The following is a 24,347-nucleotide window of genomic DNA, read 5'->3' as shown; positions in this document are numbered from 1 at the left end:
CCTATGAGCGGCCAAGCCTGTTGCGGTATTCGGAAACGGAACAGCCTGCCGTGCGGCGGAAAAAGCGGCAAAGGTACGACGCGTCTTCGAAATGGAACAGACGGGCCAGGTCTTTGACGGACTGTTCTGTGTTGTCCAAATAGCGTTTGAGTTCCGTTACGACAAACAGGTCAATGATTTCCTTCGGAGTCCGCTGTTCTATTTTGCAGGTTATCTTATAAAGGTAATCGGTCGTGATGCAAAGCCTGTCCGCATAATATCGTACATCTCTTTTTACATGGAAATTCTTAGCCAGCAGTGACATGAACTTGCCGAACAGCACCCTTGACTGATCCTTTTGATAACACTTGCCCAAGTCGGGAAACATCGGCTTGAACACAATATCTAAAGCCAGAAAAACATTGTAAATGCAATTTTGCAGGATGTTTTTCCGGCTTTCTTCATCACCGTTCTCCATCGCCCATATCATCTGCTTGAACACTCCGTCTGCCAATGAGTATTGTGCTTCCGAAAGTCGGCAGACCGGATATTCATACAGTCCGTCCCAAAATGCGGGGGAAGTCATTTTGTAGAAAATCTCCCCTGTCAGTTCCAATGACAAGGATATATATTCTGCCGTGAATGAAGGAGAAACACACAGCGGTGCAAATAAGGTGTCCGAAAACAACACAAGCAAATCACCTTTGCGGAATGTCCGTTTTCGTGTATTGGTGGTTACGACAGCCCGGCCTTCAACGCATAACAGCATGGTACACCCGTTTGCCACGAAAGGCAGTTTACCTGACAAGTCACGCAGGCTTGTTCTTCCGTGTTTGTATTGTTCGCCATGCGAGAGAGCAAAACTTTGTATGCCGGACGTTATCATAACAATTTCCTTTCCATCGTTACATGGGTTGGCTCGAAGCAATGCTTTTTATACAAAGAGCGCATCGGTACGTTCCCGGCATGAACCTTGCCGACAATATAAGCCGCCTTGCACTCTCTCGCATATTCTATGCTTTTTTCAAACAGGTCGTCTACAATTTGCATTCCTCGAATGCACTCATCCGCATAAATGGACTTGAAGTTGGCATAAACCTCTCCGGTCAGGCTGTTCTGCTTTTTCTCCATCCATACCCAGCCCACAATTTTACCGGATTCCGTGTCTTCTATCACGATCATTCCGCGTCGGTCTTTTGCTTTGGCTAATTTCTTGCAGTGGAACTCGAGGTCAGTAATAGCCTTTTCTCCGAATGAGATTTCAGAAATTTCAATTTCAAATTTTGCCACCGCTTCAAAGTCTTCCTCTTTTATTTCTCGCATATTGTACATGATTCCAAATATTGTTTTTCCGTTAACACCAATCTGTCCGGCATGATGCCCATAAAAACTTATCCCTTCTTCGGAAATAAGAAGGTCTGTAGCTTTTCCAATCCCGCCTTGTGCTTTTGAGGATTGCTCTTTTTCAGCTTGGCAATGTTCTGTAATTTCCATTTTACGGACGGATAGCGGCTTAAATCTCCGGCACAGCATTTTTCCCAATCGGGTTCGCCGTTTTCAAATGACAGAAGAAATTCCCGGTCTGTTTCGGTCAGGCTGTCGTTTACCTGCTGAATGAGGTTATGCCTTGCCTCTTCATAATCCGAATAAGTGAATGGAGTATCGGACATTCCCTCAAACTGCTTTTCCAGTGCTTCCGTCTGGTCGATGGCGTTCGGCTGCAAAGATTCGATGACAGGCTTGTCGCTCCCCAACAGGCAAAGCATGAAGCCGTTCTTGACATCATGAAACGACGCCATTTCCATATACTTGCAATCGAACAGGTCCCGTGGGTGTTGGCGGCTTAATGCCGCTGCAATTTTGCCCCCGTAAAGCTGCGAATAAGAAACTGTACGTGCTTTACAGGTCATATTGAACTCCGTTTCAGCCCGTTCGCACAGTTTCCTGTCCTCTGTCTCTCCGATGATACCCCGCTTTGTCCCGTTCACTTCGATTTTGACGGTCGCACCGTCCAAAGTACATTGTAATTTCCAGACATCATGCTTGTGGATCACTTTTATGCCCGGTATGGATTTTTCTATGTAGCTTTTCAAAGTTCGCAGATGGTTGTTGATTGCGTCCAGACTCTCGGCCCTTTCCTTTACGGGAATATAGGTGAGGTCTATATCGACTGAATAGCGAGGCATGTTTTTATGAAACAGGTTGATAGCCGTACCTCCATGCACAGCAAAATCTTTGATGCGGTACACGGACGGCATAATGCGTATCAACAATGCCACCTGTTTTTTATAGATGTCATTCATATTCGTTCAGTTCTTTAGGTACGGTTATTTTGTATTTGGAGATATAAATCCCGTTTTTTGACAGTTGCAATTTGGAGGTTCCCAGTCCTATTTTGGATGTATCAAGTGCCTCGAACCAATAGTGTCCCGCTTTTTCTGCCATATAAAGGAACATACGCTTTACTTTAAGGTTCTTGGTCGTTTCGAGCAGTTGCTGTAGCATTTCGGGACGCAGCGTTGTCAGTTGTTCCATCATATAGAACAAGTCCATATAGGAATATTGTTGCGGTGCAAGCAACAGACATTCCAAGAATGCCTGTTCAGGTGTAGAAACCAGCAGATCCACTTCGTATTTCACAATCGTTGCGGTCTGCGGTTCTGAAAAGGTATCGGTGGAAAACGGTTTTATCACCCTGTCGAAAACATCGTGGCGTATCCATTCCGGAACACGCTGTTTGCCGTGTGCCACCATCAGCAACGGTTTCCCCATAGGCACATAGTGGTTGAAGCCGAACAGTTCCAATGCAGAATGAGCTGCGACACGGAACGTCTTGCCCAATTGCCTGTTGTAGCAGGACAATGCGGCGTATGCCGACAGGCTGTCTCCCGTTCGGTACATGACTCCCTTTGACAGCATCTCAAGCCAGCCGGATTCCCGGTATCTTTTTATCAACTGGTCGGAATAACCGTTCCTTTTCAGCCATTCGGAGAATAACAATCCTTTGGGAGTGGCGGAAAGCAGCAGTTGGTTTATTTTGCTTTTTTGTTCTATATCCACAGTATATGATTTGTTTTCTTTTTCAACTGCAAAGGTAGCATTATTTTCCGTTCCAAAGGTCTTGAAAGTTGATTTTGTTTCGGTATAATATACTTTTTGTGTAGTATTGAATACCAAAACCAACTCCACAGGATTTTCCAAGATACCGGAAACGCCAAAACGCCTGCAATAATCGCGGAATCATTGCAGGCATTTTTTTTACTTTCCCTCATATCGGAAACAGGTTTCTTATTTCGCCCCTCGTTTGTTCTGCACGTCCTTTATCATTTCTTTCACCTCCATTCCCACATTCACAAAATTCCGGTAAAGAATGCGTTCCCGTTCCTCTCTCGACTTGAACGTGTAGAACTTCGGCAGCGGTACATACGCCGCTTCCTCCTTCTTGATTTCCTTCATGTCGAAATCCGTCTTGCAGAAGAACTTCGAGGTCTTGAACTCCTCCGCTTCCTGCACGTTCATCGAGCCGCCTATGCCGGTTTTTGTTTGGATGAAGTCCCGTGCCGTCTGGCCGCAGATCCAGCCCGTCGGCATATCCGAGATTTTCGAGGCGGGTACGAGGCTGTCCATATTTTCGTTCAGATTGATGGAAGTCTTGTCCCGGTCTATCGTGACACCCTTCTTGATTTGCACCACCTTGCCGAAGATGTCGCTCGACAACCATTCCAGCGTTTCCTTGGCACGGGCCGAACCGCTCACCACGTTACCCACCGTCGTGATGATTTTCTGCATACCCACTTTCCCGTAATCCGCTTCGAGCTGCGGCAGTTCTTGGAAGCCGAGCGTCACGCTCACCTTGTTGCTTCGTGCCGTGCCGATCAGGCGGTCTATCTTGTGGAAGTACAGCGTCGGCAGCTCGTCCACGATAATGCTCACGGGGACATTTTTGCCCTGTCCCGTATTCACACGGGTAACGAGGCGGTTCAGGATAAGGGCGTTCAACGCTCCGATAATGCTTTCCATTTCCGGATCGTTCGCTATCAGCAGGTAGCTCGGATTCTTCGGGTCGCTCACTTTCAGGTCGAAGTCATCACCGTCACGGTGGAATATCCAGTAACTCTCTTTGGTCGCCAGACGAGAGGTATAGACGCGCAATGTACCGATCATACCTTCCAACTGTTCCATCGCGCGATTTTTCAAAGCGGTCTGGAACGGACCGAGCAGCGGGGCAACCTCGTTGTCGGTCTCCAGTACCTCGAAGATGGTCTGGTAACTCTCGTTCAGGAACGACAGGATATGCGGCATATCCGAATACTTGCCTAACCAGTAGGCAGGTTCAACGATTTCCCCGCCCTCTTTGGCGCGTACCACACCCGTCGGTTTCCAGAATTTCGTCTCCGGGTCCTGCCGTTTTTCAGCGTACAATTTGTTTCCTTTGGCATCGTAAGGCTCGCGTTCATAGTTCACGAAAAAGTAGATGCAGGCGGCGAGGAAGTTCACAGCCGAAGTCTGGAAAAACTGGTCGCTGCCGCCGCCTCCCTCTTTCTTGCCTTTTTGCAGGGATTCCAGCAGCGTTTCCGCCGTTTCGCTCGCCGCAGCGAGGTTGTTGATGTATTTTGCCTGAATTGGATTTACCCGGCGGCTGTACTCCACGTCCACGAAGTTAATCATATTGAATTGGCAGCCTTGGGGCAACTTTCCGAGCTTCTGGTTTTTCTTGTAGTGGTAGTACAGTTTCGTGGCCAGCGTCGGGAACTTGTAGTCATAGACCACCATCGCGAACCCCTTGGCCGAGTGCTGTCGGATAAACGGCTCGATGATACTGAATGTCTTGCCCGACCCCGGTGTTCCGACTACCCATGTTCCACGAAAACAGTTGGTTATATTGGTCCAGCCTTTACGGAACTTGCCCTTGTAGTAATATCGCATGGGGATATTCACGCTGTACGGAGTCTCTATCAGTTCCTCGCATTGCTCGAAACTTTCATTCTCGAAATTGAAACGATCCTTCATCAGTCCCTCTTTGAGGAACTTGGAGATGTTATCCAGTGCGACATGCACGAGGATAACCCCCGTGAGCGATACCGCCATATAGAGAATAATGTTCAGCGGCAGCGTGTAGAACCGCGTCTCCATCGGATGACCGAACAGCCATACGGACAGCACTAACAGGGCAAAGCCGCTCACGAGCGGGTACAAGACCTGCCGCCGGGCGTTGAATTCCAAATGTTTCTTGGCTCTGGTGCCGATACAGGTAATGCAGATCAGCAGCACCGTGGCGACCTTGCTGTACACGAGGTTGCCGTCGTTATAGATGGCCCACCGTTTGATACGTCCGTGAATGTCGCAGAGTATGCCGCCCCAGTGGTCCAGCATGGCCGGGTCGATGGCATACTCGAAAAACTCCATCAGTACGGAGACATACACCACCGCACGGAATATCCGGTAAAATCCCTGTAATTCCTTGCTCTCTTCCATTGCTATGTCAATTCTTTTTAATACCCCAGAGGACGTGGATGTGAGGCCATTGCATACGGTTATCAGCGGAAAGCTGGCAGACATGGGAAACTGCATATAGAGGTTTAAGCCCGTCATATATTGCAGAAGCCCGTACTTCCGCTGTAAACTTCTCAAGGAAAATCCGGACGGCATTGTCAGAGCCATAAGTCATGAAATCAATGAAATCTTCAATCAATTCTTCATTGACATAGCAGAGCTGACCTTGGAAAATATCATGGTAACGGCTGATACGGCCGTTCCATTCTGCCCGGATTTCTTCCCTGCGATTCTTTACGGAGGGAAACCTCTTGTAGCAGTCTATTCCATCGTCGAGGAATATGAAATTACCGGAAACGTCCTCTTGTTTAGGACATTTGCATCTTAACAGATACCCGAAGAATCCTTTGTCCGGATGTACTATATCCACATACTGTGGTGCTTGAAAATCTTTAATTCCGTTCATAATCATAAATTCAGTTGTTGATGGTTATAATGGGACGCACTTTATGCGCCTGTGTCTTGGGCGTTTCCTGCATGGTTCCGCTGGCTGTCGAGTAGAGCCATGCTTTGACTGTCTGCTGTCCTTCCACCTCCGTCGATGTCCAATACCAGCACTCGTCGGCCTCGGTCGGCAGCGGGTCGCCGCCGCATTTCTCGATAATCGGATTGATGACGGTCTGTGCCGAATACAGCAGACGCATCTGTGCCACCGAGGGGATATAGGCGCTCTGTCCGTATTTCCACAAGGCAAAAACGGCTTCAGCCATCGGCGAGGCCGTTTCTTCCGTATCGTACAGGGCGAACGTGTTCTCATTCCCGTCGTATGCAGCAATGTCCGCCGACGTACCCTGCTCGACACCGAGGCTGTCGGCAAAAGCCTTCGGCGTCATGTCCCACAGATAGACGGCATAGCCGTTTCCTTCCGTTTCCCCGTCCGAATAGGTATGGAAGACGACGGCAATCGCCTGTTTCCCGGAATTTTCATACTCGCTGTACGGCACGGCCTTGCCGTCCACGCAGAGGACATGTCCGGGACGTACCGTCTTGTCGGGTTCTTCTATATGTGCGTCGCAGGCAGCCAATGCCCCGGTTATGAGGAGAACCGGCACTACCTGGCACGTTTTTCTGATAGTGTTCTGTTTCATCTTTCCCTTATTTTATAGGTAGTTTAATACCGAGGGCAACTCCTGTACGCAGCACATCGGCCCCCTTTATCATCACGTCTCCCTTGACTTGCCAGTATAGCGTCCAGCCCGCCCGCAACACATAGTTGTGCTCGTAGCCGAAATGCAGCCCGACAAGGAACTTCCTCGTATCGCTTCCGCCCGAAGCCCCGATACGGAGGCTTCCGTAATGGTTGCGTCCCCTCGTGACGCAGGGTTTGTAAGCCACGCCGAAGCCGTAGGTACGGTAATTCTGCCAGAAAGATTTCGGGCATACATGCTTGCAGGATTCGCACTCTGCCCATTGCAGGTAGCCGTTGGCAAAGAACTCCCACGCATGGCGGTAGTTCATCTCGTGTTCGTAGGCCAGCGTCACGTCCAGCTCGTTCTTGTACAGCAGCCCCGCTCCGAGCGAAAGGCGGCCGCTGCCCCGTTGTGCATTCGCGCCGACGGCGAGGCACATGCAGGCAATCGTCAGGATAATCGTCTTTCTCATTGTCATTCCTCCTCCAGCAATGCCGTGCTGAACGAATCGGCCGACAGCACGTCCTCATAGTCGATATTCAGGCTGATAGCACGCCCGCTGATTTGTTTCTCCGTCATCTCGATGGTCAGTACCTTGTCGTTCGGGAACGTCATTTTCCTGACCACGACCACATTCCGGTAGCCGTGCCGGAACGTCTTGCCCGTCTCCAGCACCAGTTCCGGGACCAGTTCGATGACTTGCACATTAGTCGCTTTGGTCAGTTTCTTGTCCGCCAGCTTCACCCGTATCTCGTCAATGTCGAAACGTATGTTCGTCCGGTTCTCTATTGAGAAGTCGATGAAGAAATACTCTCCCACGGTGTAGATGTTGTTCAACCGCATGGTCATGCGGTGTGCCTTGGTGGCGACGTTGCGGATCTTCGCGGGCGAGTTCCAGATACGCCGGGCGAAGCGTGTCATCTCCACGGTGGACATCGAGACCGCCGGGTTGTGGTAGGCGTTTCGTTCCTGCAACTGGATTTCCTTGTCAGTTACCGCCTCCCGCACCCGTGTGGTGTAGAGCAGTGCATACTGCGTGCGGTAGCGTTCCGTTACGATGGTCACTATGGCCAGCACCTCGCCGTCCTCGTGTCCGCCCTCTTTCGGTTTCAGGCGGACGATGTTATCTATCGGCTGGTCACCGACAACCTTATCGGTGGAGATGTCCACGAAGCGTACCGGTTCCGAGGCCGTGATGACCGTCGTTACCTGTTCATTTACCGTAAGTTGTTCCATCTCCTCGTAGGTTCGTTGTGCCTGTACATTCGGCGTTCCCAGCAGTCCTGCCGCCAGAAGAAATGCCGTTACGATTCCTTTTTTGTCCATGTCATTGATTTATTGATTTTGTTTTTCTTCCCTTATCTCTTTTTCCTCTTGTGCTTTGTTCCTGCATTCCAGTTCCTCCTGAATCCGCCGTTCGGCAATCTCGCAGTACACCTGTTCGATTTCAAATCCGATGTAGTGTCGTCCCGTGCGGATAGCGGCCACGGCGGTTGTGCCTGACCCGATACAGTTGTCCAGTACAACATCGCCTTCGTCGGTGTAGGTCCGTATCAGGTACTCCATCAACGCCACGGGCTTTTGTGTCGGGTGGTAGAACGCGCCTTTCTTGTGTTCCTTCGGCATGAAGATGACCGAGGTCGGATATTTGTCATCGGCTATGCGTACCGGTGAGAGTTTCATCGTTCCGTAACAACGGTTGGTAAATCCCTCCGTTTTACGCCTCCCGTGATTTCTCCGTTCCGGAGGACACGGTGTCATCTGCGGATGATAGACCGGCTGTTTTTTATAGAATACCAGAATATCCTCGTGCTGCCGGAGCGGCATACGTTTGGCATTGAGATGTCCCGTCACCCGATCTTTCTGCCACACGAGGTTGTACCGCCATAGCCGGGGTTGCGACAGCATGAGCCATGCGGAGAAAAGCCCCTGTCCGAACAGGATAATGGGGCTGTCCGGCTTGGTAATCCGCCGGTATTGCTCCCACAAGGCTGCGAACGGTATCTGGCGGTCCCAGTTCACCGACGGATTGCTGCGATTTAACACCCCGTAAGGCAGGTCGGCGATTATGGCGTCCACGCTACTATCCGCTATCTGTTTCATGCCCTCCATGCAGTCCATAAGGTAAATGCGATCCGTCTCTATCATATTGCGTCTGTTTTCAGTTCTACAATTTGTCGGGCGCTCATCCAGGTACAGCGTTCCGTCCGGGTTTTCCGGATTTCACACTCCCAGAGGGTATTCTTCTCCACATGTTTGAAATTGACCGCACCGTCTCTCGGCCCGTAAAAACCGGTATGCTTCTGGAAGGCGAATAAGGCAATCCTCCGCCCGTCTTCTGCCTGAAAGTTGCATATCAGGGCGAATCGTACCCCTTTGTGCCACCATTCGGTACTTACGAGCTTCCCAACGAATGTTTCGGGCTTATCGGGAGCGATGTAGTCCTCGTAATAGAAGCCGTCCGTTCCCTTATGAAGTTTTGATATGTCTGATTCCATTGTCACTGCCCTTTTAGTTCCTGTTTTCCCGTCCGTTCACCAGATACACAAACGTCCCGTATTTCAGCTTCACCTTGTTTTTCTTGATAGCCTTGCTGATGGCGTTACTCGTTTTCTGGTAGGCATTGTTCACCGCCTGCATACCCCATTGGGCGAGGCTGTTACCGTATCCGCTGGTATTCATGTTCATGCTGCCCGACATGGCACTGCTCGCCACATCCTTGCTTGTCTCGCGGAACTGGCTGATGGGTACGTAAAGTCCTTCCAGCCCGTCCGTATCGTAGATTGACAAGCTGACCTTGACCAGTTCGTCCTCCACCAATATGCTGTTGATGCTTCCTTTTACACGTCCGGAAGAGAAACCGCTGACTGTGGCATACAGGTAAGTACCACGCCTGACCACGCTCTCGTTGATTTCGATGTCGTCCAGCAGGCGCAGCCGCACACGCGAGCCGTCCACGGCCTTGATGTTCTCGTCGATGATCGCCTTGATGAGTTTCGGTTCCCGAGCGTCTTTCGCCAGTGTGTTGAAGTAGTCCGAAGCCGTCTTTACCTTCTTCACCACCTCGCTTGCCTTGTCCGTCTCCGCAGGAGCTTTGACCGAACGGCTTTCCTCGTCGATGGTTCCCTTGGCCTGCGTCATCGTGTCCGGCGGAGCCGCCGTTGCGGTGCTGTCCGTTTCGGACGGCATGACCTCCCGTTGTCCTCTCAACCTCGCTTCGGCGAGTGCTTTTTCCAGTTCTGCGAGAGCTTCCTGCTCCCGCCTCTTGGCATCGGCCGCTTCCGCTGCCAGATCATTTTCCTTTTCCTGCCGGTCAAGCAGGGCGATGTCCTCTTCGGTGTACTGCGATTCATATTCCTCTTGGTTATTGTCCGGTTCGTCCCGCTCGATGTTGTCCACAGCGGAATAATCTTGTATCTTGCCCCATGATTTGGCCATGTTCTCATACTTGCTGCCGATACCGTCGCCACCCTTGATTTGGGCGTCCGGCAATTCGGGATTCAGGAACTCGGTCGTCTGGAGTGTCTTATCCTGTACCTCGACCTTCTCGGTATGGAACAGGTCGAAAAAGAAGTACGACGTGCCGAGAAGGGGAATATAGAGGATAGCCGGAAGCATATACTTTGGCTGCCTGAAATTAATTCTCTTGAAGATATTGTTCATTGTTTCCCTTTAATTGAGTTGCACATACTTGCTTATAGTTCTCTCAAACGGCATATTCATAAGCCTGCCGTTCTATTCCGGCCTTTCCGTACCACTTTCCTTCGTATCGAATCTTCGTACATGCGGTACGGAAAGCATCTTATGCCGTTCCCGGAGCACGGAATCCTGCATCTCCGTGGCCGTCCGGCGGGTCGGATGATGGCGGTACACCACCGTCAGGCGGTAAATATTCCATGTCAGCCCGCAGATGGCGAAGCCAAATACGATGACGAGAAACAGCGTCCGGTGGGCGTTGGCGAAACCCTGTACTTTGGCCACTGCCTTGTCGATACGTGTCGCTTTGGCGAAGCGTCGCCCGGCATCCACGTCGCGTTCGTAGCGCTCCTTGTATTTCGGGTCGTTCTTGTCCGGCATCTTCTCGCCGAACAGCATACGTCTGAATCCTTTGATATTCATAGGACTGGTAGAGTTAATAGTTGCTTTTTGTCTTTTGCTCGATGTCCTTGTTCAGCAGCGTGCGCCAGTTCACAATGAGCAGCCCGTGCGGGTTGTTCTCCGTCCGGGGTACACGCTTGAGCTGTCCCGCCGTAACCAGTTCGCGCATCAGGATATTGCTGCGCCGTTCGATACGCTGCCGCCCGTAGTAAGTGAACTCCATCTTCTCCTTGTTGAAGGTGATACTGTCGCAGAAAATCGAAAAGACGGCACTCGTTCCCAAGATGTTGGAATAGAAACCTTTCTCCTTGAGCGTATTGTACTGTGCCAAGCCCGTTTCGTCCACTAAGTACATCGCTTTCTCCATCGTGTAGCGGATGTACTTGTCGTCGGGAGCAAGGGTAAAGAAGTAGTGGTGGAACATCTCGACATGGCTCTTGGCTTCCACGTCAAGCGTTTCCTCCATCGTCGTGCGGCGTACCAGTATAGGCACGTTGCTGTCCAGCACATACACCTTCTTTTGAGCGTCCGTAACCATCATGCGGGCCGTCCAGATACTCGACACGCTGATGATGACGCACCCCACGAGAAAGGCGGTGCAGATAATTCCGACCAGTTTGATTTTGTTCTCTAAATTCTTGATGACCATTTTGTTTGAATATTTATCGTTACTTTGTTATCTCATTACCGTACCCATTGCGCCCGTCGCCGTCATTTTGGCCTGCTGTGCCACGCCCTCGCCGAAGTTTCGGGTTGAGAACGCCGTGTCACCCTCCGGTATCATCCATGCCGCAAGGTCGGGGACGAGGTTCAGGCATTTTAGGGCCACGATGCTTGCCGCCATCAGATAGCCCGCCGAGAAGAAGGAGTTTTGCAGGTAAGCCGCCATCGTCTGCTCGCTTGCCGTTATCGCCGTTAGGTTCTCTACCTGTATGCAAAGTACGATGTCGAACAGCAGCAGCACGTAGAAGCCCACGAAGTAGAGCATCGCACCATAGAAATGCACCGTCAGATACCTTGTGAGCCACTTCGCCCATGCGCCTTCCCACTTGGGCAGGAGCGAGAACGCCCATTGGATAGGTCCGAAAATGGTGAGCATTCCCAAAAGAATTTGCTGACAATAGATGGTCGCCCACCAACCGATTCTGAATACTACAAGGGCTATCAGCATGATGATTTTGTCAATCCCCACGATTACCCCCGAAGTCAGCGAGGTGAACCACAGCTTCGCCGCATCCTTCTCCATGTTCGTTACCTCGTCCACACCTGTCTGTTCCATCGTTGCCTCGATAAGGTTTGGGTCCGACGTACCCGTATGGGCGACATCGGCCTGTGCCTGCAGGGCAGTGTACATCGTGTCGCGCACGTAAATCAACTCCTGCACTTCCTCGAACTTGTCCGAGATTTGCGAGGCTTCGGCCTCGTACAGGTCATGTGTGTACGAACCGACGCAGTTCGGGATATAGGAGAGGAAATCTAAAAAGCACCAGTTGCTCCCGCTGTTTGCCATGCCCGTGTCTGCCGGAGGATACCACCAGCAGAGGATAAGCGACACGGCCAGCGGTCTGAAGAGCTTCATCACGTCCAAAGGCTCGTGCTTGACCATCATTTTGTACGCCATGCCTGCCGCCATGATGATGGCGAATAGGGCGGCCAGTGCCATGCACATTTGAAGAATCCACCAGAAGGGACCTTGCGAGCCGGTAAAGGTCGCATCGGTCAGAAACTCGTTGGTCTGAAAAATCACGTCGTCGATTTCCTCTTCCAAGAGGTCGATACCGAAATCCGAAAGAATATTTCCGTCTGCCATACGTTGTGTGTTTTTAGTTCTTTCTGTTTACCGTCTCGTCTCCGTCTCCCGTATCAGTTTCGCCGCCCGATTGCGCCCCTCGCACGGCGGAACGCGATTCGTTCCACCGGCCCATCGCCTCGCGGACGATACCGCCCTTGTCCAGTCTCCGGTCGGCGGTTGCATTCAGCAGCCCGTTCGCAACCGTGGCGTTCTGTCTTCGGGCAAGGTAGCCGACCAGAATCTCGTTCTGCCGTACCACGTCCTCGTAGATTCGCAGGTACTCTTTCTTCCGTTGTGCGTTGGGCATGTAGGCGTCCTTCGTAGCGTCAATGGCGCACTGGTAGACGTGGTAGTATTCCGTCCACCGCTCCCTGTCGTCCGTTGTGCCCCCGGCAAGGGGGATGCGGTCGATGTTGCGCTGAAGCCGTTCCATTTGAGCGTTTATCTTATCGCCCTCGGCCAGCCACGCGAGGTCAATCTGCCGGTCGGCTACATTCAGTGCCTCGATTTCGGCCCGCTTGACCAGTGCCGAGTCGATGGCTTCCGCCTCGTCTGTCTGGTTGTACAGGTTCACACCCGCCAGCGTGCGGAACGACAGTTTGTTCTTGCTTGCCGCCGACTTCTTGTACTTGTTGTGCAGCAGCGTGTAATAAAGTTCGGGCGACAGAGCGCCCGTACCGGTTTCCATAACCGTAATCTGGTTCTGTTTCGGCGAGTCATGGTTGTAAGTAACCGACTGCGCCTTGACACCGCTCGTTGCAACTGCTGCAACCGCCATGAGTAAGAGAGTTCTGTTCATATTAATTTCCGGTTATTCATTATTTTACAGTTATTTATATCGTATAGTCATACTTTTTTTGAGCTTCCTTTACTGTCATAAATATTGGTATTCATTCCTGACTCGTTTCTCTCCTTGCGAGAAATATGTCTCGTCTTTTTCAATGCAAATACATTTTCTATTCGTATAGATACAGGCAATTGCGGTGCTCATGCTCCCCGAAGCAAAATCAAGGACAGTATCTCCTTCCTTTGTGTATGTTTTTATCAGATACTCCAATAATGCAATCGGCTTTTGGTTGACATGAATCGTTTTGCCTTCCGATTCCGCTGTTTTGAAGTATATCACACTTCGTGGATATCTTGTCCCTTTGTTTTCATGCCTGAATGTAGGATTGGGTACATTGTTTATCCCTGTCCAATTGCTTCCTCTCTTCGTGCGGTTCCCGTAAGGCTCGCCTTCCTCCATGATTGGATAATAAGGGGTTCTGCCTTTGCCAAAGACACTTATTAGCTCATGTGCTTTTAGAGGTTGTTTTTTAGCGAGAAGAAAATTGCTTGCTTTTGACTTTTCCCAAACCCAGTCATATTTAAATTCATCTAAATTGCCGCAGCGTAGAAAGCTGCTGAACGGTTCGCTGCCAAATAAGACCGTAGGTGCATTTTCTTTCCTGACTCTCCTGATCTCTTTCCACATTTCCGGGAATGGTATTATTTTATCCCACTGTGAAGCTGTAATTCCAAAAGGGGGATCGCATAAAACCAAATCAATGCTTGATTCCGGAAGAAAAGGCATCACTTCAAGACAATCGGCCTTATATAACGTAATGTCTTTTGCAAAAACAATCTTTTCCATTGCATCAATCTGAATGTCTTTTTATCCCTTGGTATAATCCCAATAGGCTTGTTTGTACTAAAAATTCTTTCTCTGTTTTTATTTCCCGATGTCGATGGCATGGAAGTCAAACTCTAACCTGTAGATAGTTTGCCTTCTTTCCCTTTTATCGTTCGTTAATAATCCAGCCGTCCCGCTTTGCGCCATCGTCCGAAAGCCCCGTCGATAATCTCCTTGACCTTGGGACGGTAAATCTTCGCTTTCCAGTAACCGATGCGCACCTGTATGTACCGCCACGTCTCGATATACGCCCGGTTCAGGTGCCGCTCGATGTCGTCCAGCGACGTGTTCACCGCTTCCAGCACCATCAGCAGGTCGGAGGTCGAACATTCTGCCGCCCCTGTGGCATACAGCACGAGGTCACTGACCGATTTGTAAAGCTGTTTCCCGTCATCGGCGATGTCCCGTATTGCCTTTTCGTTGATGGCCAGTATCACGGCATCGCCGGGGTCGATGCGCCCCCGTTTCACGATTCTATCGTTGAAGTCCTCCAGCAGTCTCTTGTAATCGCCGATACGGTCGCTGACCGCCGTATAGGTGCTTTTCACGTTCAGCACCGTCCGCAAGGACTGGTACATCACGTCGATGACGTCGAAGGCACGGGTGTAGCGGTCCAAGTCCACATTCAGTTCCTTGTACTCGCCGACCTCTTTGCGGCTGTACTCGTGCAGCAGCTTGTTGCTGTATTCCAGCGTACTGCGGGCCAGCAGCAGGCTGCGTTGCTTCTTGTGGTCGTTGATGTAGGCTTCTACCGACACGATGTCGAACGTCCATTGCGCCTTGGCAATGCCGGGCAGGAGAGCCAGCAGCACGACTGCCATCAGCAGGGCACGTTTCATGGCCGCACCTCCTTTCCGCTGCCTTTGCCGTTCCTGCCGTTTCCGCTCCGCAGGTTCCGCGCATTCTCCACCCAGCGTTCGTGGCATTCCTCCACGAGCGTCAGCCTGCGTCCCTCGTCCATATCCAATTCGGGCAGCACGTCCTTCAGCACGTCGATGATGCTCCGTTTGTAGTGCATCATCTTCTCCAGTGACACGAGGTCGGCATATATCATCGTAATCCGGGAATCCACTTCCCGTGCGATTTCGAGCCGGTCGCTTGACCACAGCAGATGGTACACCTCCCCGGTCGGAGTCTCTTCCAATGGTGGGGTACGGGCATATTCCGTCGTGATCTTGCACGAAGGATGCTCTCGTGCAATCTCCGCAATACGGTCGTTCACCAGTTTCGTTTTCTCCGCGTCCGACAGGTTAGGGTCGAGCGTCAGCACGTCGGCCACATACGTGTCGGTGTATTCCGTGGTCAGTTCCCAACTGATCTGCACGATGGCACGGTGTATCTTGATACCGAGGAAATATTTCGGTTTGCGGGCTATCGAGACCGTCGCCTTGAACGTGATGACCCCGTTGATGTTCGGCATGGTCGCCTTACGGACATAGGTGTAGCCGTTCCACGCCCCGCCGTCCTGCCACGACAGGCTGTAAGCCGTCTTGCAGTCCTGCATGATGGCCGGTATGCGGTAATAGTCGTCTGTTGCCACATCGTTATCGCCCGACGCCTCGGTTTTCGCGTCGGTGTATTCCCGTTGTTTCTTCTGCCATTCGGACAGCTCGCTTTTCAGGCGGTCTATCTGTGTCTTGTTCGCGTTGTACTGCTGCCGGTACACCGCCGCATCTTCCACGCTTGCCTCGGCGATTTTTTTCAGCAGGTCGGCATTCTCGCTCTCCAACGCGTTGATTTGCGACTGGATGGCGGCTACCTGATTCTCTGCCTCCTGCAGCATGGCGTCCAGCTCGGACAAGTCCAGTTCGTTCTCCGTAACCGTGGTCTGCATGGCACACTCCTTTGAATGGGCGTTCAGGGATTTGCCGCACGTTCGGCACTTGTACTGCGTCGTGCCCTGACCGAGCGTAGCCCCGTCCGAACAGGTTACACTGATGGTCACGCTCTCGCAGCCTTGCAATTTCGCGGCGTCCGTCGCCTGATAATAGTTCCGCGCGTCAGAAGCTATATAATAGGTATAACCTTCCTCGTTGTCGTTGAACTCCGAGAGTCGGGCGTTAAGCCCGGCTTTGAACGTGTTCAGGTCCATCGAGTAGGAATCGAACACCTCTTCATAGACGACCTCTTCCCGGTTCCAGCTTTTCTTCACATGGATTTCGTAGGCGTATGCCTTCTTCGTCTGTTTGCCGCCCCGGCTGATGATATAGCCGTTCTGCCAGTAGTTGATACTATAGGTATAGCCGTCATTCTGGTTGTTGAGCTGCTGTACCCGGCTTCTCGACCAACCGGCGTACCGTTCCGAATTGGCGAGCGCCTGCTCCCGTTGCGAGGCATTGGGATAAAAGTCGGGATCGGTTGTCTCGAAACGCGTCCATTCGCCGCCGTTCAGTATGCTGTTATCGTCCGTCGGCGGGTAGTAGTCGCACAAGGCGATACTCCCTTGCTCACGCCGGGCGATATACCACCGTTGCGTGTAGTAGTTTCCCGCCGTCTCGTCCAGATAGTCCGTCATCCAGGAGGTAAGGTCGTAGTTGCTGAAATCGAACAGTCCCGCCACGTTGTCCTCACCGCCCACCATGTCAATCAGCAGGCCGCCGAGGTCATGCTCCGCCTGCTCGAAGAGCGCACCGTAATGGTCATACAGGTCGATGACCTTGCTGACCCTGCCGCCCATCAGCTCATGGAACGAACTGGTTTGCAACAGGGCGTCACCAATGTTCCCGATACCTGCCGAGGCGAGACCGACACCCATGTTGTAGAGGTTGTCGATGTCGTGTTGCAGGTTCTCCTTGGTGAAATTGCCCGGCACGCTGGCGATGTCGTCCAGCATGTGCTGCCAGTCGATGTCGCCTATCTCCGAGAGTTTCAACAGAGGGGCGATGTTCCGGTTGATTTCCAGAAACACGATGTCCGAAAAGCCCAACGTGCTGTTCGTCACTACACTCTCGAACTGCATACACAGGCTTTTCGTTTCGTCGCAGATTTTCATCAGGTAGCTGCCCCAGTAGATAGCCGTTTGCGGTGAGCGGAGCATCAGTTTCGCCACCACCCATATCTTGGGTATGATCTTCTCCGAGACCATGCGGTAAATGCGGCGGTAGTAGTAGTTCTCCGTACTGCTGTTCCAGATACCGAGGTCGGAAAAGGCTTTATGCTCCAAGAACTTGGAGGCAAAAATCCCCGCCGTGGCCACTTCCGCCGCATTGTAGTGCTTGAGTATGTCATCGACCTGCTCCCGGTAATAGCTTTCCGCCACGGCTTCCGTACCGAAAGCGGTAGCCATTGCCGCCACGGTACGCGCATCGTAGTTCACGCTGTAATACTGCGCGTGGATGTGCTGTACGACAACGAGCGACAGGAGCATAAGGATAAGTGACAGCCGTTTCATCATGGATTCCTCCCCGGTTAAAAACAGCCCCCGTCAACGGCGCGTCATGCCTCTTAGTGCACGTATCAGTTCGTCGGCCTCATATACGGCGGAATTTGCCACCAGACGGTGGTGTATGAATACCTCCTTGGCTATCTCGTACCTGCGTTGTTCCCACTTCGCCTCTTCTTCCTCGTCCTGCACGGAATTTCCGATACCGGCGTATTCGTCCAGTTCCTTACCGGGCATTCCCAACCGGAGATTGTACCTTTCCAGAACATCCTCTATTTCCTCGATGCTTTTTCTTCCCATGTCGCGTACCCTTACCAAGTCCTTTCCGGGCCATTGGCACAAATCCCGGATGGTTTTGATGTCGAACTCACGGAATATCCGTTGGATACGGGCTTCATATTTGCTCCCGAACTCAAGTGTCTTCACGCTTTGGCTGATGTCTATCTTTTCCATTTTCTGTAATTGATGATTTGATTGTTATTGTTTTACATGAAGGTTCAATATCCGCCCGGCCTCGTTGACCTTTTGGGCGAACGGCAGGGATTTTCCGATACCGCTGGCGTTCCAATCCCGACAGTACGCCTCGATAGCTTCCTGATGGCTGCACCGCAATTCCCGCTTGTAGAGTTTCAGGGCTTCTTTCTCCGCCCGCTCGGTGGTGTAGGTCATGTAACACTCTCTTGGTTCTTCCACGCCGTACACGCCGCTGGTCGTCCCCCGGCGGATGAACACCTCTCGGAAGAAGCTGCGCCCTTCCTTGTTTTCCAGCCGGTTGATGGTGAATATCTTTTTGCAGTCCACGTCGGTAAGTCCGAGAATAGCCTTGATTTCATCGAACCGCTCGCGGAACTTGCTCTGGTCAAGCAGCATCACCACGTCGGAGTTGTTGATGATGGCTTCCTTGACGATAGGGCTGCCGATGATGTCCTGTATCTCCTGCGTCACCACGCCGACCGAGGCCCAGAACTTACGGGCCGTCTTGTACATAAACTTGATGTATTCGGCCATGAGCGGGCTGGCAATGGCCTTCCACGCTTCCTCTATGACCAGGACTTTGCGGTTCTTCTTGATACGCATCTTCTGTAAGAATACATCCATGATAATCAGTGTGACAAGAGGGAACAGGAGAGGATCATCCTTTATACTGTCAATTTCGAAGACGATGAACGTCTCATCGAACAATGAACTGTCCATGTTCTCGTTCAGCGTCTTTTCATGATTGCCGCCCCGATAGAAGTCCTTCATCATGTAACGGTACGTCGATATGTCGATGCCCGAAATATGGTTTTCGGCACAGATGTCGGGGATGCGCTGCACGGAAAATTCATAGAACGAGTTGAACGACAGCTCTTCCACTTTCAACTCCTTACGGCGGCGTTCCATCTCGTCGATCATGCGCTCGATACGCCCGGTCCGCTCTCCTTCGTCCTCGTCCTGCTTCTCGGCATGGTTACGGTCGTCGATGAGCAGCCCCTTACGCAAATCCTCCCGTTGCAGGGGTGTGAAGCCGTCGAACCCATTGAAATAAGTGTCGTAATACTCCGTGATGACCTGTTCTATCAGGCGGTCCTCTGTCTTTGTGACCGTACCCTGCGAGCCTTTCCAGATGAGCAGCACGAGGTTTTTCAGGAAGCCCGTCTTCTCCACATTCATTTCCGCCCGATTGATGCGGAATGGGTTCATCGTAATCGGTCTTTCCTCGGTATAGGAAATGTACTTGCCGCCGAGGTATTCGCAAAGTCCCTCGTAGCTGTTACCCGTATCGACCATCACCACGTCCGTTCCTTGCTCGTACAACTGGCGCACGACAGAGTTCATGTGGAAGCTCTTGCCGCTGCCCGAAGGACCGAGACAGAAAAAGTTCGAGTTGTCCGTCAGCTTGTTTTTCCCCTCCTTTCCCGTGATGTCGATAGCCACCGGCACGCCTTGGCGGTCTGTGTAGTAGATTTTCAGCGGTGTCTCCTCGCTGTGCTGTATGTGCTCCTTATACATCAGACACATCGCCGCGTCACCCAGCGTCAGGAAGCGGTCATAGTCCTCGTTCATGCCGTAACAGTTACCCGGAAACGAGTTCACGAACAGTTCCAGTTGGTTGTACGCCCTTTTGGAAATATGGATACCCATACGTCCGAAAGCATTCTCCAAGTGGTTCGTGCATTTTTGCAGGTCCGTATCGGCCGGTACGGCGACGATCAGGTTGAAATGGGTGTACACGAGCTGCTTGCTTTCCCGCGCGATGACCTCCTGCACCCGCTTGATGTCCTCCACGGCCATCTGGTTGCTCGGATTGGGAATACTGGCGTGCCGGTTCTTCTTTTTGTCCAGCAGGGCCAGTTCCCTTTTCTGGTTGGGCAGGAAGACAATCTGGTTATAGACGACCGTCTCCGCATTCGGAATGTTGTCGATGGCAGCCAGCAGGTCCACGGGCATATCCGTGTTATTGACCTCTATATTGGTGTAAGGCCGTATCAGTGAGGGCAGTGCGGCACAGTCCACATCGACAAGGCTATATACCTTGCAGCGTTTGTCGCCCATCGAGACCGTTTCGTCGTCCGCCTTGAAGTTGGTCATCGACACGATCCGCTCCTTGAAGTTCATGGCGAAATAGCGGTCCACGTATTCGCTCGCTTCGGCTTTGTTCAGGAACCTGGCCTGTACCCCGGCATCGTGCAGCTGGTCATGCACTTTGCGTATCTTGACCAGAAAGTCGCGCCACTTCTTGTTGTCGAACGAGAACAGGCGGCTCTTCTTCGCCTCCTGCGTGATGGTCAGGTAACACACGCTGTCCGTATAGTTACGCCCCTTGAAGTAACGGAAGTAGGCCGATGAGAGGAACTCGTGTTTGTCCCCCGTCTCGTTCTCGAACTGTTTCCGGATGAAGATGTCCTGTTTGTGCAGGGCATATCCTTCGCCGAGCGTCTGCGCGAGGGCGGTGAAAAGGTGCGTGAACTCGTAGTAGCTGTCGATGTTCGCACAGTATTTCTGCACGGGATTCTCTATTTTCAGGATGGCTGAATATTCGCCCGTCTTGGTGTACAGCACGCCCACGCCGTTCGTATCTTCCACAGAAAAATAGATGTCCTGAAAGATACGCTTACGCTTGCCTCCGGTACCGAACGCATAGACCGACAGGGCCATGCCGGCACACAAGGCGATAAAAAGTAGAATGATGTACAAGGTCATTTCAAAATACAATAAAAAAGGCCGGTCCACCCGGATTTCAGGCGGCCGGCCCGCGTTCAACATTCAACAAGACCACACGTTGCCCGTGATGGTTTTTCTTTTCTTCTCACAGTTTCTTCGAGTGGGCGTAGATATACACTCCGCGACCGTCTTTCTTGGTATGCAGCCCTTTCCGCTGTTTGAGCATGATAAGCGCAATACCCGTCGAGACGACCGCAACCAGCACGACCAGTCCGGCCACGAAACCCACGAGGCAGTAGGCGATGATAAATCCGACGATGGCTCCGCCGGCAACGCCCGCCGCCCAGTAGATGTAGCGTCCCTGAATACCCATGAACTCCAAAGGCCGTTGCAGGCCCTTGAACAGCGGGTAGTCGGGATAGCGTTCGTCCTTGCCTTTCATCGTGCGGGAGGGTTATGCGCCGATACCGAAGAACATCGGAAGTGCTTGTGCGGCAGCGATTAAGAAAATACATGCGCCAACGATCATCATAATCTTTTTTTTCAGAATCTGCTTCCGAATTGTAAAGTGCTGAATATCAACACTCCCAAAAAGCAAAAAGTACCAAAAGAAACAAACTGGAAACAAAAATTTCAAAAACCCCAAAATGAAAACATCTGCTTAACATATCTTAACACGGAAATGAACGGAAATTTTCATTTTCTATCATTTTGTGCTGCGTTCCTGAAGGTGCAAAATCAGGTATTGTGAACCTTATTGTCGTTTCAGCAATCAGGTTGAAAAAATGGCTTTAGTTGGAAAAATGTGCACGAAAAGTGGGCTTTTCAGGTGGCATTTTATAGTATTTTCTGCGAAAATACAGTTGTATGTTTAACTTTCTACGTATAAGTCTCTTTAGTCTCACGGAATTTTATTAACTTTGCACCAAAGTTTATTTTAACCTAAAATCCGCAACTATCATCCAATACACGATTAAGGGTAGATTTATGAGTCGTTAGTAGCAGCTTTCAGTAAAAAGCAACAGCACAACATCAATATGTAGCCACCATCCCCTTACCCCACGATGCGACTTGAGGTAATACGCAGATTCAAACCGGAAAGAAAGGATTCTTATCCGAATTCTGTTTTGAAGGGTTTTGCATAAGCTCGGTTCTCTGTGTAGATATTCAGCACGTATTGCCTTGCAGTCATGATCCACTTGGCAGGTACGGAGATGAATCTGAAGACAAAAGCCTTTATGCGACTCGTTTTCTTGAGCCCAAAAGCCTTGGTGTCAAGCCTGCTCATGATGGTCTTGTAGAAATTGTGTATCAATGCAGTAAGCAGAAGAAAGACAGTATTCTCCGCCATGAATGACTTGGGGAGCCTGCTCCAACCGAATCCGTTGTTCATGTCGTCAAAGATACGTTCCTTGCCGCCACGCAGATTGTAGAATTCAACAATGTCCCTTGTCGATGACTTGTAATCGTTGGTCAGAATACAACGGTAAGTGTATTCGCCTTCCCACAGGTCAAGGTCGCCACTGTTGCGTCTTTGTCTCTGGATGACAAGACGATAGCACTTGCCTTCCCATTTCTCAACGAGAATGGAATTGAGTTCGAACTGGATGCCGTTAATCTCCTCCGTCTTCCATCCTCTCAGAGCAAAGATGTCATTGTAGAGCGAACTGCATCGGTTGGCACGGATGTAGAAATGTTTGCAATGCTTCTCTATCTCACTGACGATTTCCTTCGAGCAGGAACCGCAGTCTGCCCTGAAGCGATTTACACGGATGTTCTGGGATTCCAGAAGAGCGAAGAATCTCTTATGGGTGTCTGCCTGATGAAAACGCACATTCGTGTTACCATCGCTGTTCTCGATATAGACTATCTTGTCACCGATAACATATACGCCAGGCCTGTAGCCGAGGAACTTTTTGTAGGTCGGTTTTGCATCATACTTCTCCGTTTCAAGGAACTGATGGTCAAAGTCAACATCGTATTCCTCAATTTCCTTCAACTCGCCTGTAGAAACCAAAGCGTTTATAAGCAATGTGTTGAGTTTGTCTGCAGTATTGAAATCATAGGTCTTGCCTTGGTCGGAAGTATAGGAGATGTTTTCCTGTGTCAGTTCCTTGATGGCTCTGAGGATGGTATCAGAGCTGCATGTACGAAGGGTAGGATGATACGAGAGATGGCGCATCAGTTGTGACGTTACATCTTCCACGCATGAGCCGCCACAGAAATAAACGCTCATCAGCGAACGGACTATCTCGCTGAACTGATATCCGAAGATACTGCTGCATCTCTGACCCAGTGTTGAGTCGATAACGGGTGAAAGCATGGAGTCAAATTTCTCCATGATTGAAAAAATTCCTCCAAAAGGTGTGAGTTTTTCGAATTTTATTTGTACCTTTGCAGCGCCTTGTTACGATTTTCGCTTGTTTTCTAATTGCAACACTAAGATAAGTGAAAAATCTGACACGGCAAAATCCTAGGCAACTTATTGTTGCTCAGGAACTTATAAATAAAGTTAAATTATAGTGTTGCGGAATTAAGGGATAATTAGACAATAAATGAAAAATATTTTATTTGTAGTTTTTATTTCAATGATATTTTTATTTGTTTGCTGTAACACAACAACGAATAAAAACATAATTGAAACAGAAATTTCTGATTTTGACAAAATTTTAGATAGTTTTCAAGTAAATGGTTCAATTCTAATTTATGATAACGACAAGAATACTTTTTACTCAAATGACTTTGATTGGGCTAAAAACGGAAAATTACCTGCATCAACATTCAAAATTCCAAATTCTATAATTGCTGTTGAATTAGGCATTATTGAAAATGATACAACTATTTTAAAATGGAATGGCGAGCAGAGAAAAATGGATATTTGGGAAAAAGATTTATCATTTAAAGATGCTTTTAGAATTTCCTGTGTTCCTTGCTATCAGGAAATTGCAAGGAAAATCGGAACAATTAAAATGAAAGAATATTTAGAAAAATTTGAGTATAAAAATATGATTTTTGACAGTTTAACGATTGACAATTTTTGGCTTGAAGGAAATTCAAAAATATCTCAAAAACAACAAATCGACTTTTTAAGGAAATTCTATTTTTCAAAATTTCCAATTTCTGATAGGACAATAAAGATTGTCAAAAATATTATGGAAATTGAGCGAACTGAAAATTACATTTTAAGCGGTAAGACTGGATTAAGTTCGATAGAAGAAAAATATAATGGTTGGTTTGTTGGTTATGTTGAAACAAAATCTAATGTTTATTTTTTTGCAACAAATGTAATTCCGACAGACGGATTGAATGTTGATGATTTTATTTCATCGAGAATTAATGTAACAAAAAATGCGTTAAAGCAAATGAATATAATGAAATGATAAATGCCACTAACATATGGTAGCCGATAATTGCCGGCTTTCGTGCCAACTTGATACTTTGGTGCTTTTAACGAACCGAAGTGCTAAATTGATACGAAAGTGCTGTAAATCCGGCAACTACGGCTACCATTTTTCGTTATGCGGCAGCTTAAAAGACGACACCAAACCAGAAAAATCATCTTGACAACCACCCGACTTTGAACTACGAAGGATGAAA

24 protein-coding genes and 1 pseudogene are annotated in these 24,347 nt (G+C 50.0%); 1 reads left to right on the top strand and 24 read right to left on the bottom strand.

From position 1 onward, the window contains the following. Nucleotide 1: 1 nt before the first annotated feature. The 24 genes and pseudogenes from DW896_RS21595 to DW896_RS16440 form a co-directional block, all read right to left on the bottom strand. Entirely contained in the window at nucleotides 2-865 is an 864-nt protein-coding gene (locus tag DW896_RS21595; RefSeq protein ID WP_080783878.1) for an AraC family transcriptional regulator, read from the bottom strand. Beyond that, entirely contained in the window at nucleotides 862-1,473 is a 612-nt protein-coding gene (locus tag DW896_RS16550) for a GNAT family N-acetyltransferase (RefSeq protein ID WP_225719309.1), read from the bottom strand. Before DW896_RS16550 ends, DW896_RS21595 begins: the two co-directional genes overlap by 4 nt. Continuing rightward, nucleotides 1,371-2,282, bottom strand: coding sequence for a nucleotidyl transferase AbiEii/AbiGii toxin family protein (locus tag DW896_RS16545; protein WP_007569286.1), 912 nt, complete (start codon nucleotides 2,280-2,282; stop codon nucleotides 1,371-1,373). Before DW896_RS16545 ends, DW896_RS16550 begins: the two co-directional genes overlap by 103 nt. Next, on the bottom strand, nucleotides 2,275-3,039 hold the full coding sequence (locus DW896_RS16540) for a type IV toxin-antitoxin system AbiEi family antitoxin (protein WP_032571833.1): 765 nt from the start codon (nucleotides 3,037-3,039) through the stop codon (nucleotides 2,275-2,277). The genes DW896_RS16545 and DW896_RS16540 overlap by 8 nt, the downstream gene beginning before the upstream one ends. 228 nt (nucleotides 3,040-3,267) lie before the next feature. Then, nucleotides 3,268-5,454: a type IV secretory system conjugative DNA transfer family protein gene (locus DW896_RS16535; RefSeq protein WP_007569281.1), complete on the bottom strand. Its 2,187-nt coding sequence runs from the start codon at nucleotides 5,452-5,454 to the stop codon at nucleotides 3,268-3,270. A gap of 7 nt (nucleotides 5,455-5,461) precedes the next feature. Next, complete coding sequence (locus DW896_RS16530; RefSeq protein ID WP_007569279.1) at nucleotides 5,462-5,944, bottom strand: hypothetical protein; 483 nt, start codon at nucleotides 5,942-5,944, stop codon at nucleotides 5,462-5,464. 4 nt (nucleotides 5,945-5,948) lie between these two features. Continuing rightward, nucleotides 5,949-6,620 (bottom strand): hypothetical protein, encoded by a 672-nt coding sequence (locus DW896_RS16525; protein ID WP_007569275.1) that lies wholly within the window; start codon nucleotides 6,618-6,620, stop codon nucleotides 5,949-5,951. Nucleotides 6,621-6,627: 7 nt separating this feature from the next. Then, nucleotides 6,628-7,140, bottom strand: coding sequence for a hypothetical protein (locus tag DW896_RS16520; protein ID WP_044301907.1), 513 nt, complete (start codon nucleotides 7,138-7,140; stop codon nucleotides 6,628-6,630). Continuing rightward, complete coding sequence (gene traN / locus DW896_RS16515; RefSeq protein WP_044301905.1) at nucleotides 7,137-7,988, bottom strand: conjugative transposon protein TraN; 852 nt, start codon at nucleotides 7,986-7,988, stop codon at nucleotides 7,137-7,139. Before traN ends, DW896_RS16520 begins: the two co-directional genes overlap by 4 nt. Nucleotides 7,989-7,997: 9 nt before the next feature. Beyond that, nucleotides 7,998-8,810 carry a site-specific DNA-methyltransferase gene (locus tag DW896_RS16510; RefSeq protein WP_007569267.1) on the bottom strand — a complete coding sequence of 271 codons (813 nt, stop codon included), beginning with the start codon at nucleotides 8,808-8,810 and terminating at the stop codon, nucleotides 7,998-8,000. Beyond that, nucleotides 8,807-9,160 (bottom strand): hypothetical protein, encoded by a 354-nt coding sequence (locus DW896_RS16505; RefSeq protein ID WP_007569266.1) that lies wholly within the window; start codon nucleotides 9,158-9,160, stop codon nucleotides 8,807-8,809. Before DW896_RS16505 ends, DW896_RS16510 begins: the two co-directional genes overlap by 4 nt. Before the next feature lie 13 nt (nucleotides 9,161-9,173). Next, nucleotides 9,174-10,325 carry a conjugative transposon protein TraM gene (traM, locus tag DW896_RS16500; RefSeq protein ID WP_007569265.1) on the bottom strand — a complete coding sequence of 384 codons (1,152 nt, stop codon included), beginning with the start codon at nucleotides 10,323-10,325 and terminating at the stop codon, nucleotides 9,174-9,176. Nucleotides 10,326-10,397: 72 nt separating this feature from the next. Next, the gene (locus DW896_RS16495; RefSeq protein ID WP_044301903.1) at nucleotides 10,398-10,781 is read right to left on the bottom strand and encodes a hypothetical protein; all 384 of its coding nucleotides are present in this window, start codon (nucleotides 10,779-10,781) and stop codon (nucleotides 10,398-10,400) included. Between the two features lie 13 nt (nucleotides 10,782-10,794). After that, nucleotides 10,795-11,409 carry a conjugative transposon protein TraK gene (gene traK / locus DW896_RS16490; protein WP_044301901.1) on the bottom strand — a complete coding sequence of 205 codons (615 nt, stop codon included), beginning with the start codon at nucleotides 11,407-11,409 and terminating at the stop codon, nucleotides 10,795-10,797. A 27-nt stretch (nucleotides 11,410-11,436) separates the two neighbouring features. After that, nucleotides 11,437-12,570, bottom strand: coding sequence for a membrane protein (locus DW896_RS16485; protein WP_008655099.1), 1,134 nt, complete (start codon nucleotides 12,568-12,570; stop codon nucleotides 11,437-11,439). 13 nt (nucleotides 12,571-12,583) lie between these two features. After that, nucleotides 12,584-13,351 carry a DUF5045 domain-containing protein gene (locus DW896_RS16480; RefSeq protein ID WP_007569261.1) on the bottom strand — a complete coding sequence of 256 codons (768 nt, stop codon included), beginning with the start codon at nucleotides 13,349-13,351 and terminating at the stop codon, nucleotides 12,584-12,586. 75 nt (nucleotides 13,352-13,426) lie between these two features. Further along, nucleotides 13,427-14,185, bottom strand: a complete 759-nt coding sequence (locus tag DW896_RS16475; RefSeq protein ID WP_007569258.1) for a site-specific DNA-methyltransferase — start codon at nucleotides 14,183-14,185, stop codon at nucleotides 13,427-13,429. A gap of 155 nt (nucleotides 14,186-14,340) precedes the next feature. After that, nucleotides 14,341-15,063, bottom strand: coding sequence for a hypothetical protein (locus tag DW896_RS16470; RefSeq protein ID WP_007569256.1), 723 nt, complete (start codon nucleotides 15,061-15,063; stop codon nucleotides 14,341-14,343). Beyond that, complete coding sequence (locus tag DW896_RS16465) at nucleotides 15,060-17,615, bottom strand: hypothetical protein (RefSeq protein ID WP_044301990.1); 2,556 nt, start codon at nucleotides 17,613-17,615, stop codon at nucleotides 15,060-15,062. The genes DW896_RS16470 and DW896_RS16465 overlap by 4 nt, the downstream gene beginning before the upstream one ends. A 33-nt stretch (nucleotides 17,616-17,648) precedes the next feature. Then, the gene (locus DW896_RS16460; RefSeq protein ID WP_007569251.1) at nucleotides 17,649-18,059 is read right to left on the bottom strand and encodes a DNA-directed RNA polymerase subunit alpha C-terminal domain-containing protein; all 411 of its coding nucleotides are present in this window, start codon (nucleotides 18,057-18,059) and stop codon (nucleotides 17,649-17,651) included. Between the two features lie 24 nt (nucleotides 18,060-18,083). Beyond that, on the bottom strand, nucleotides 18,084-20,789 hold the full coding sequence (locus tag DW896_RS16455) for a helicase HerA domain-containing protein (RefSeq protein ID WP_080783882.1): 2,706 nt from the start codon (nucleotides 20,787-20,789) through the stop codon (nucleotides 18,084-18,086). 106 nt (nucleotides 20,790-20,895) lie between these two features. After that, entirely contained in the window at nucleotides 20,896-21,192 is a 297-nt protein-coding gene (locus DW896_RS16450) for a DUF4133 domain-containing protein (protein WP_007569249.1), read from the bottom strand. A 12-nt stretch (nucleotides 21,193-21,204) separates the two neighbouring features. Then, a pseudogene (locus DW896_RS16445) lies at nucleotides 21,205-21,306 on the bottom strand (DUF4134 family protein); the annotation flags it as partial. 555 nt (nucleotides 21,307-21,861) lie between these two features. Beyond that, the gene (locus DW896_RS16440; RefSeq protein WP_032534612.1) at nucleotides 21,862-23,136 is read right to left on the bottom strand and encodes an IS1380-like element IS612 family transposase; all 1,275 of its coding nucleotides are present in this window, start codon (nucleotides 23,134-23,136) and stop codon (nucleotides 21,862-21,864) included. Between the two features lie 169 nt (nucleotides 23,137-23,305). On the opposite strand from DW896_RS16440, the gene DW896_RS16435 reads away from it, so the two are divergent. Next, on the top strand, nucleotides 23,306-24,130 hold the full coding sequence (locus DW896_RS16435) for a class D beta-lactamase OXA-347 (RefSeq protein ID WP_004295324.1): 825 nt from the start codon (nucleotides 23,306-23,308) through the stop codon (nucleotides 24,128-24,130). The last annotated feature ends 217 nt before the right edge of the window (nucleotides 24,131-24,347 follow it).

The sequence above is a fragment of the Bacteroides sp. AM41-16 genome (assembly GCF_003603495.1).
Taxonomy (GTDB): domain Bacteria; phylum Bacteroidota; class Bacteroidia; order Bacteroidales; family Bacteroidaceae; genus Bacteroides; species Bacteroides uniformis.
This window is presented reverse-complemented; position numbering and strand designations above follow the sequence as displayed.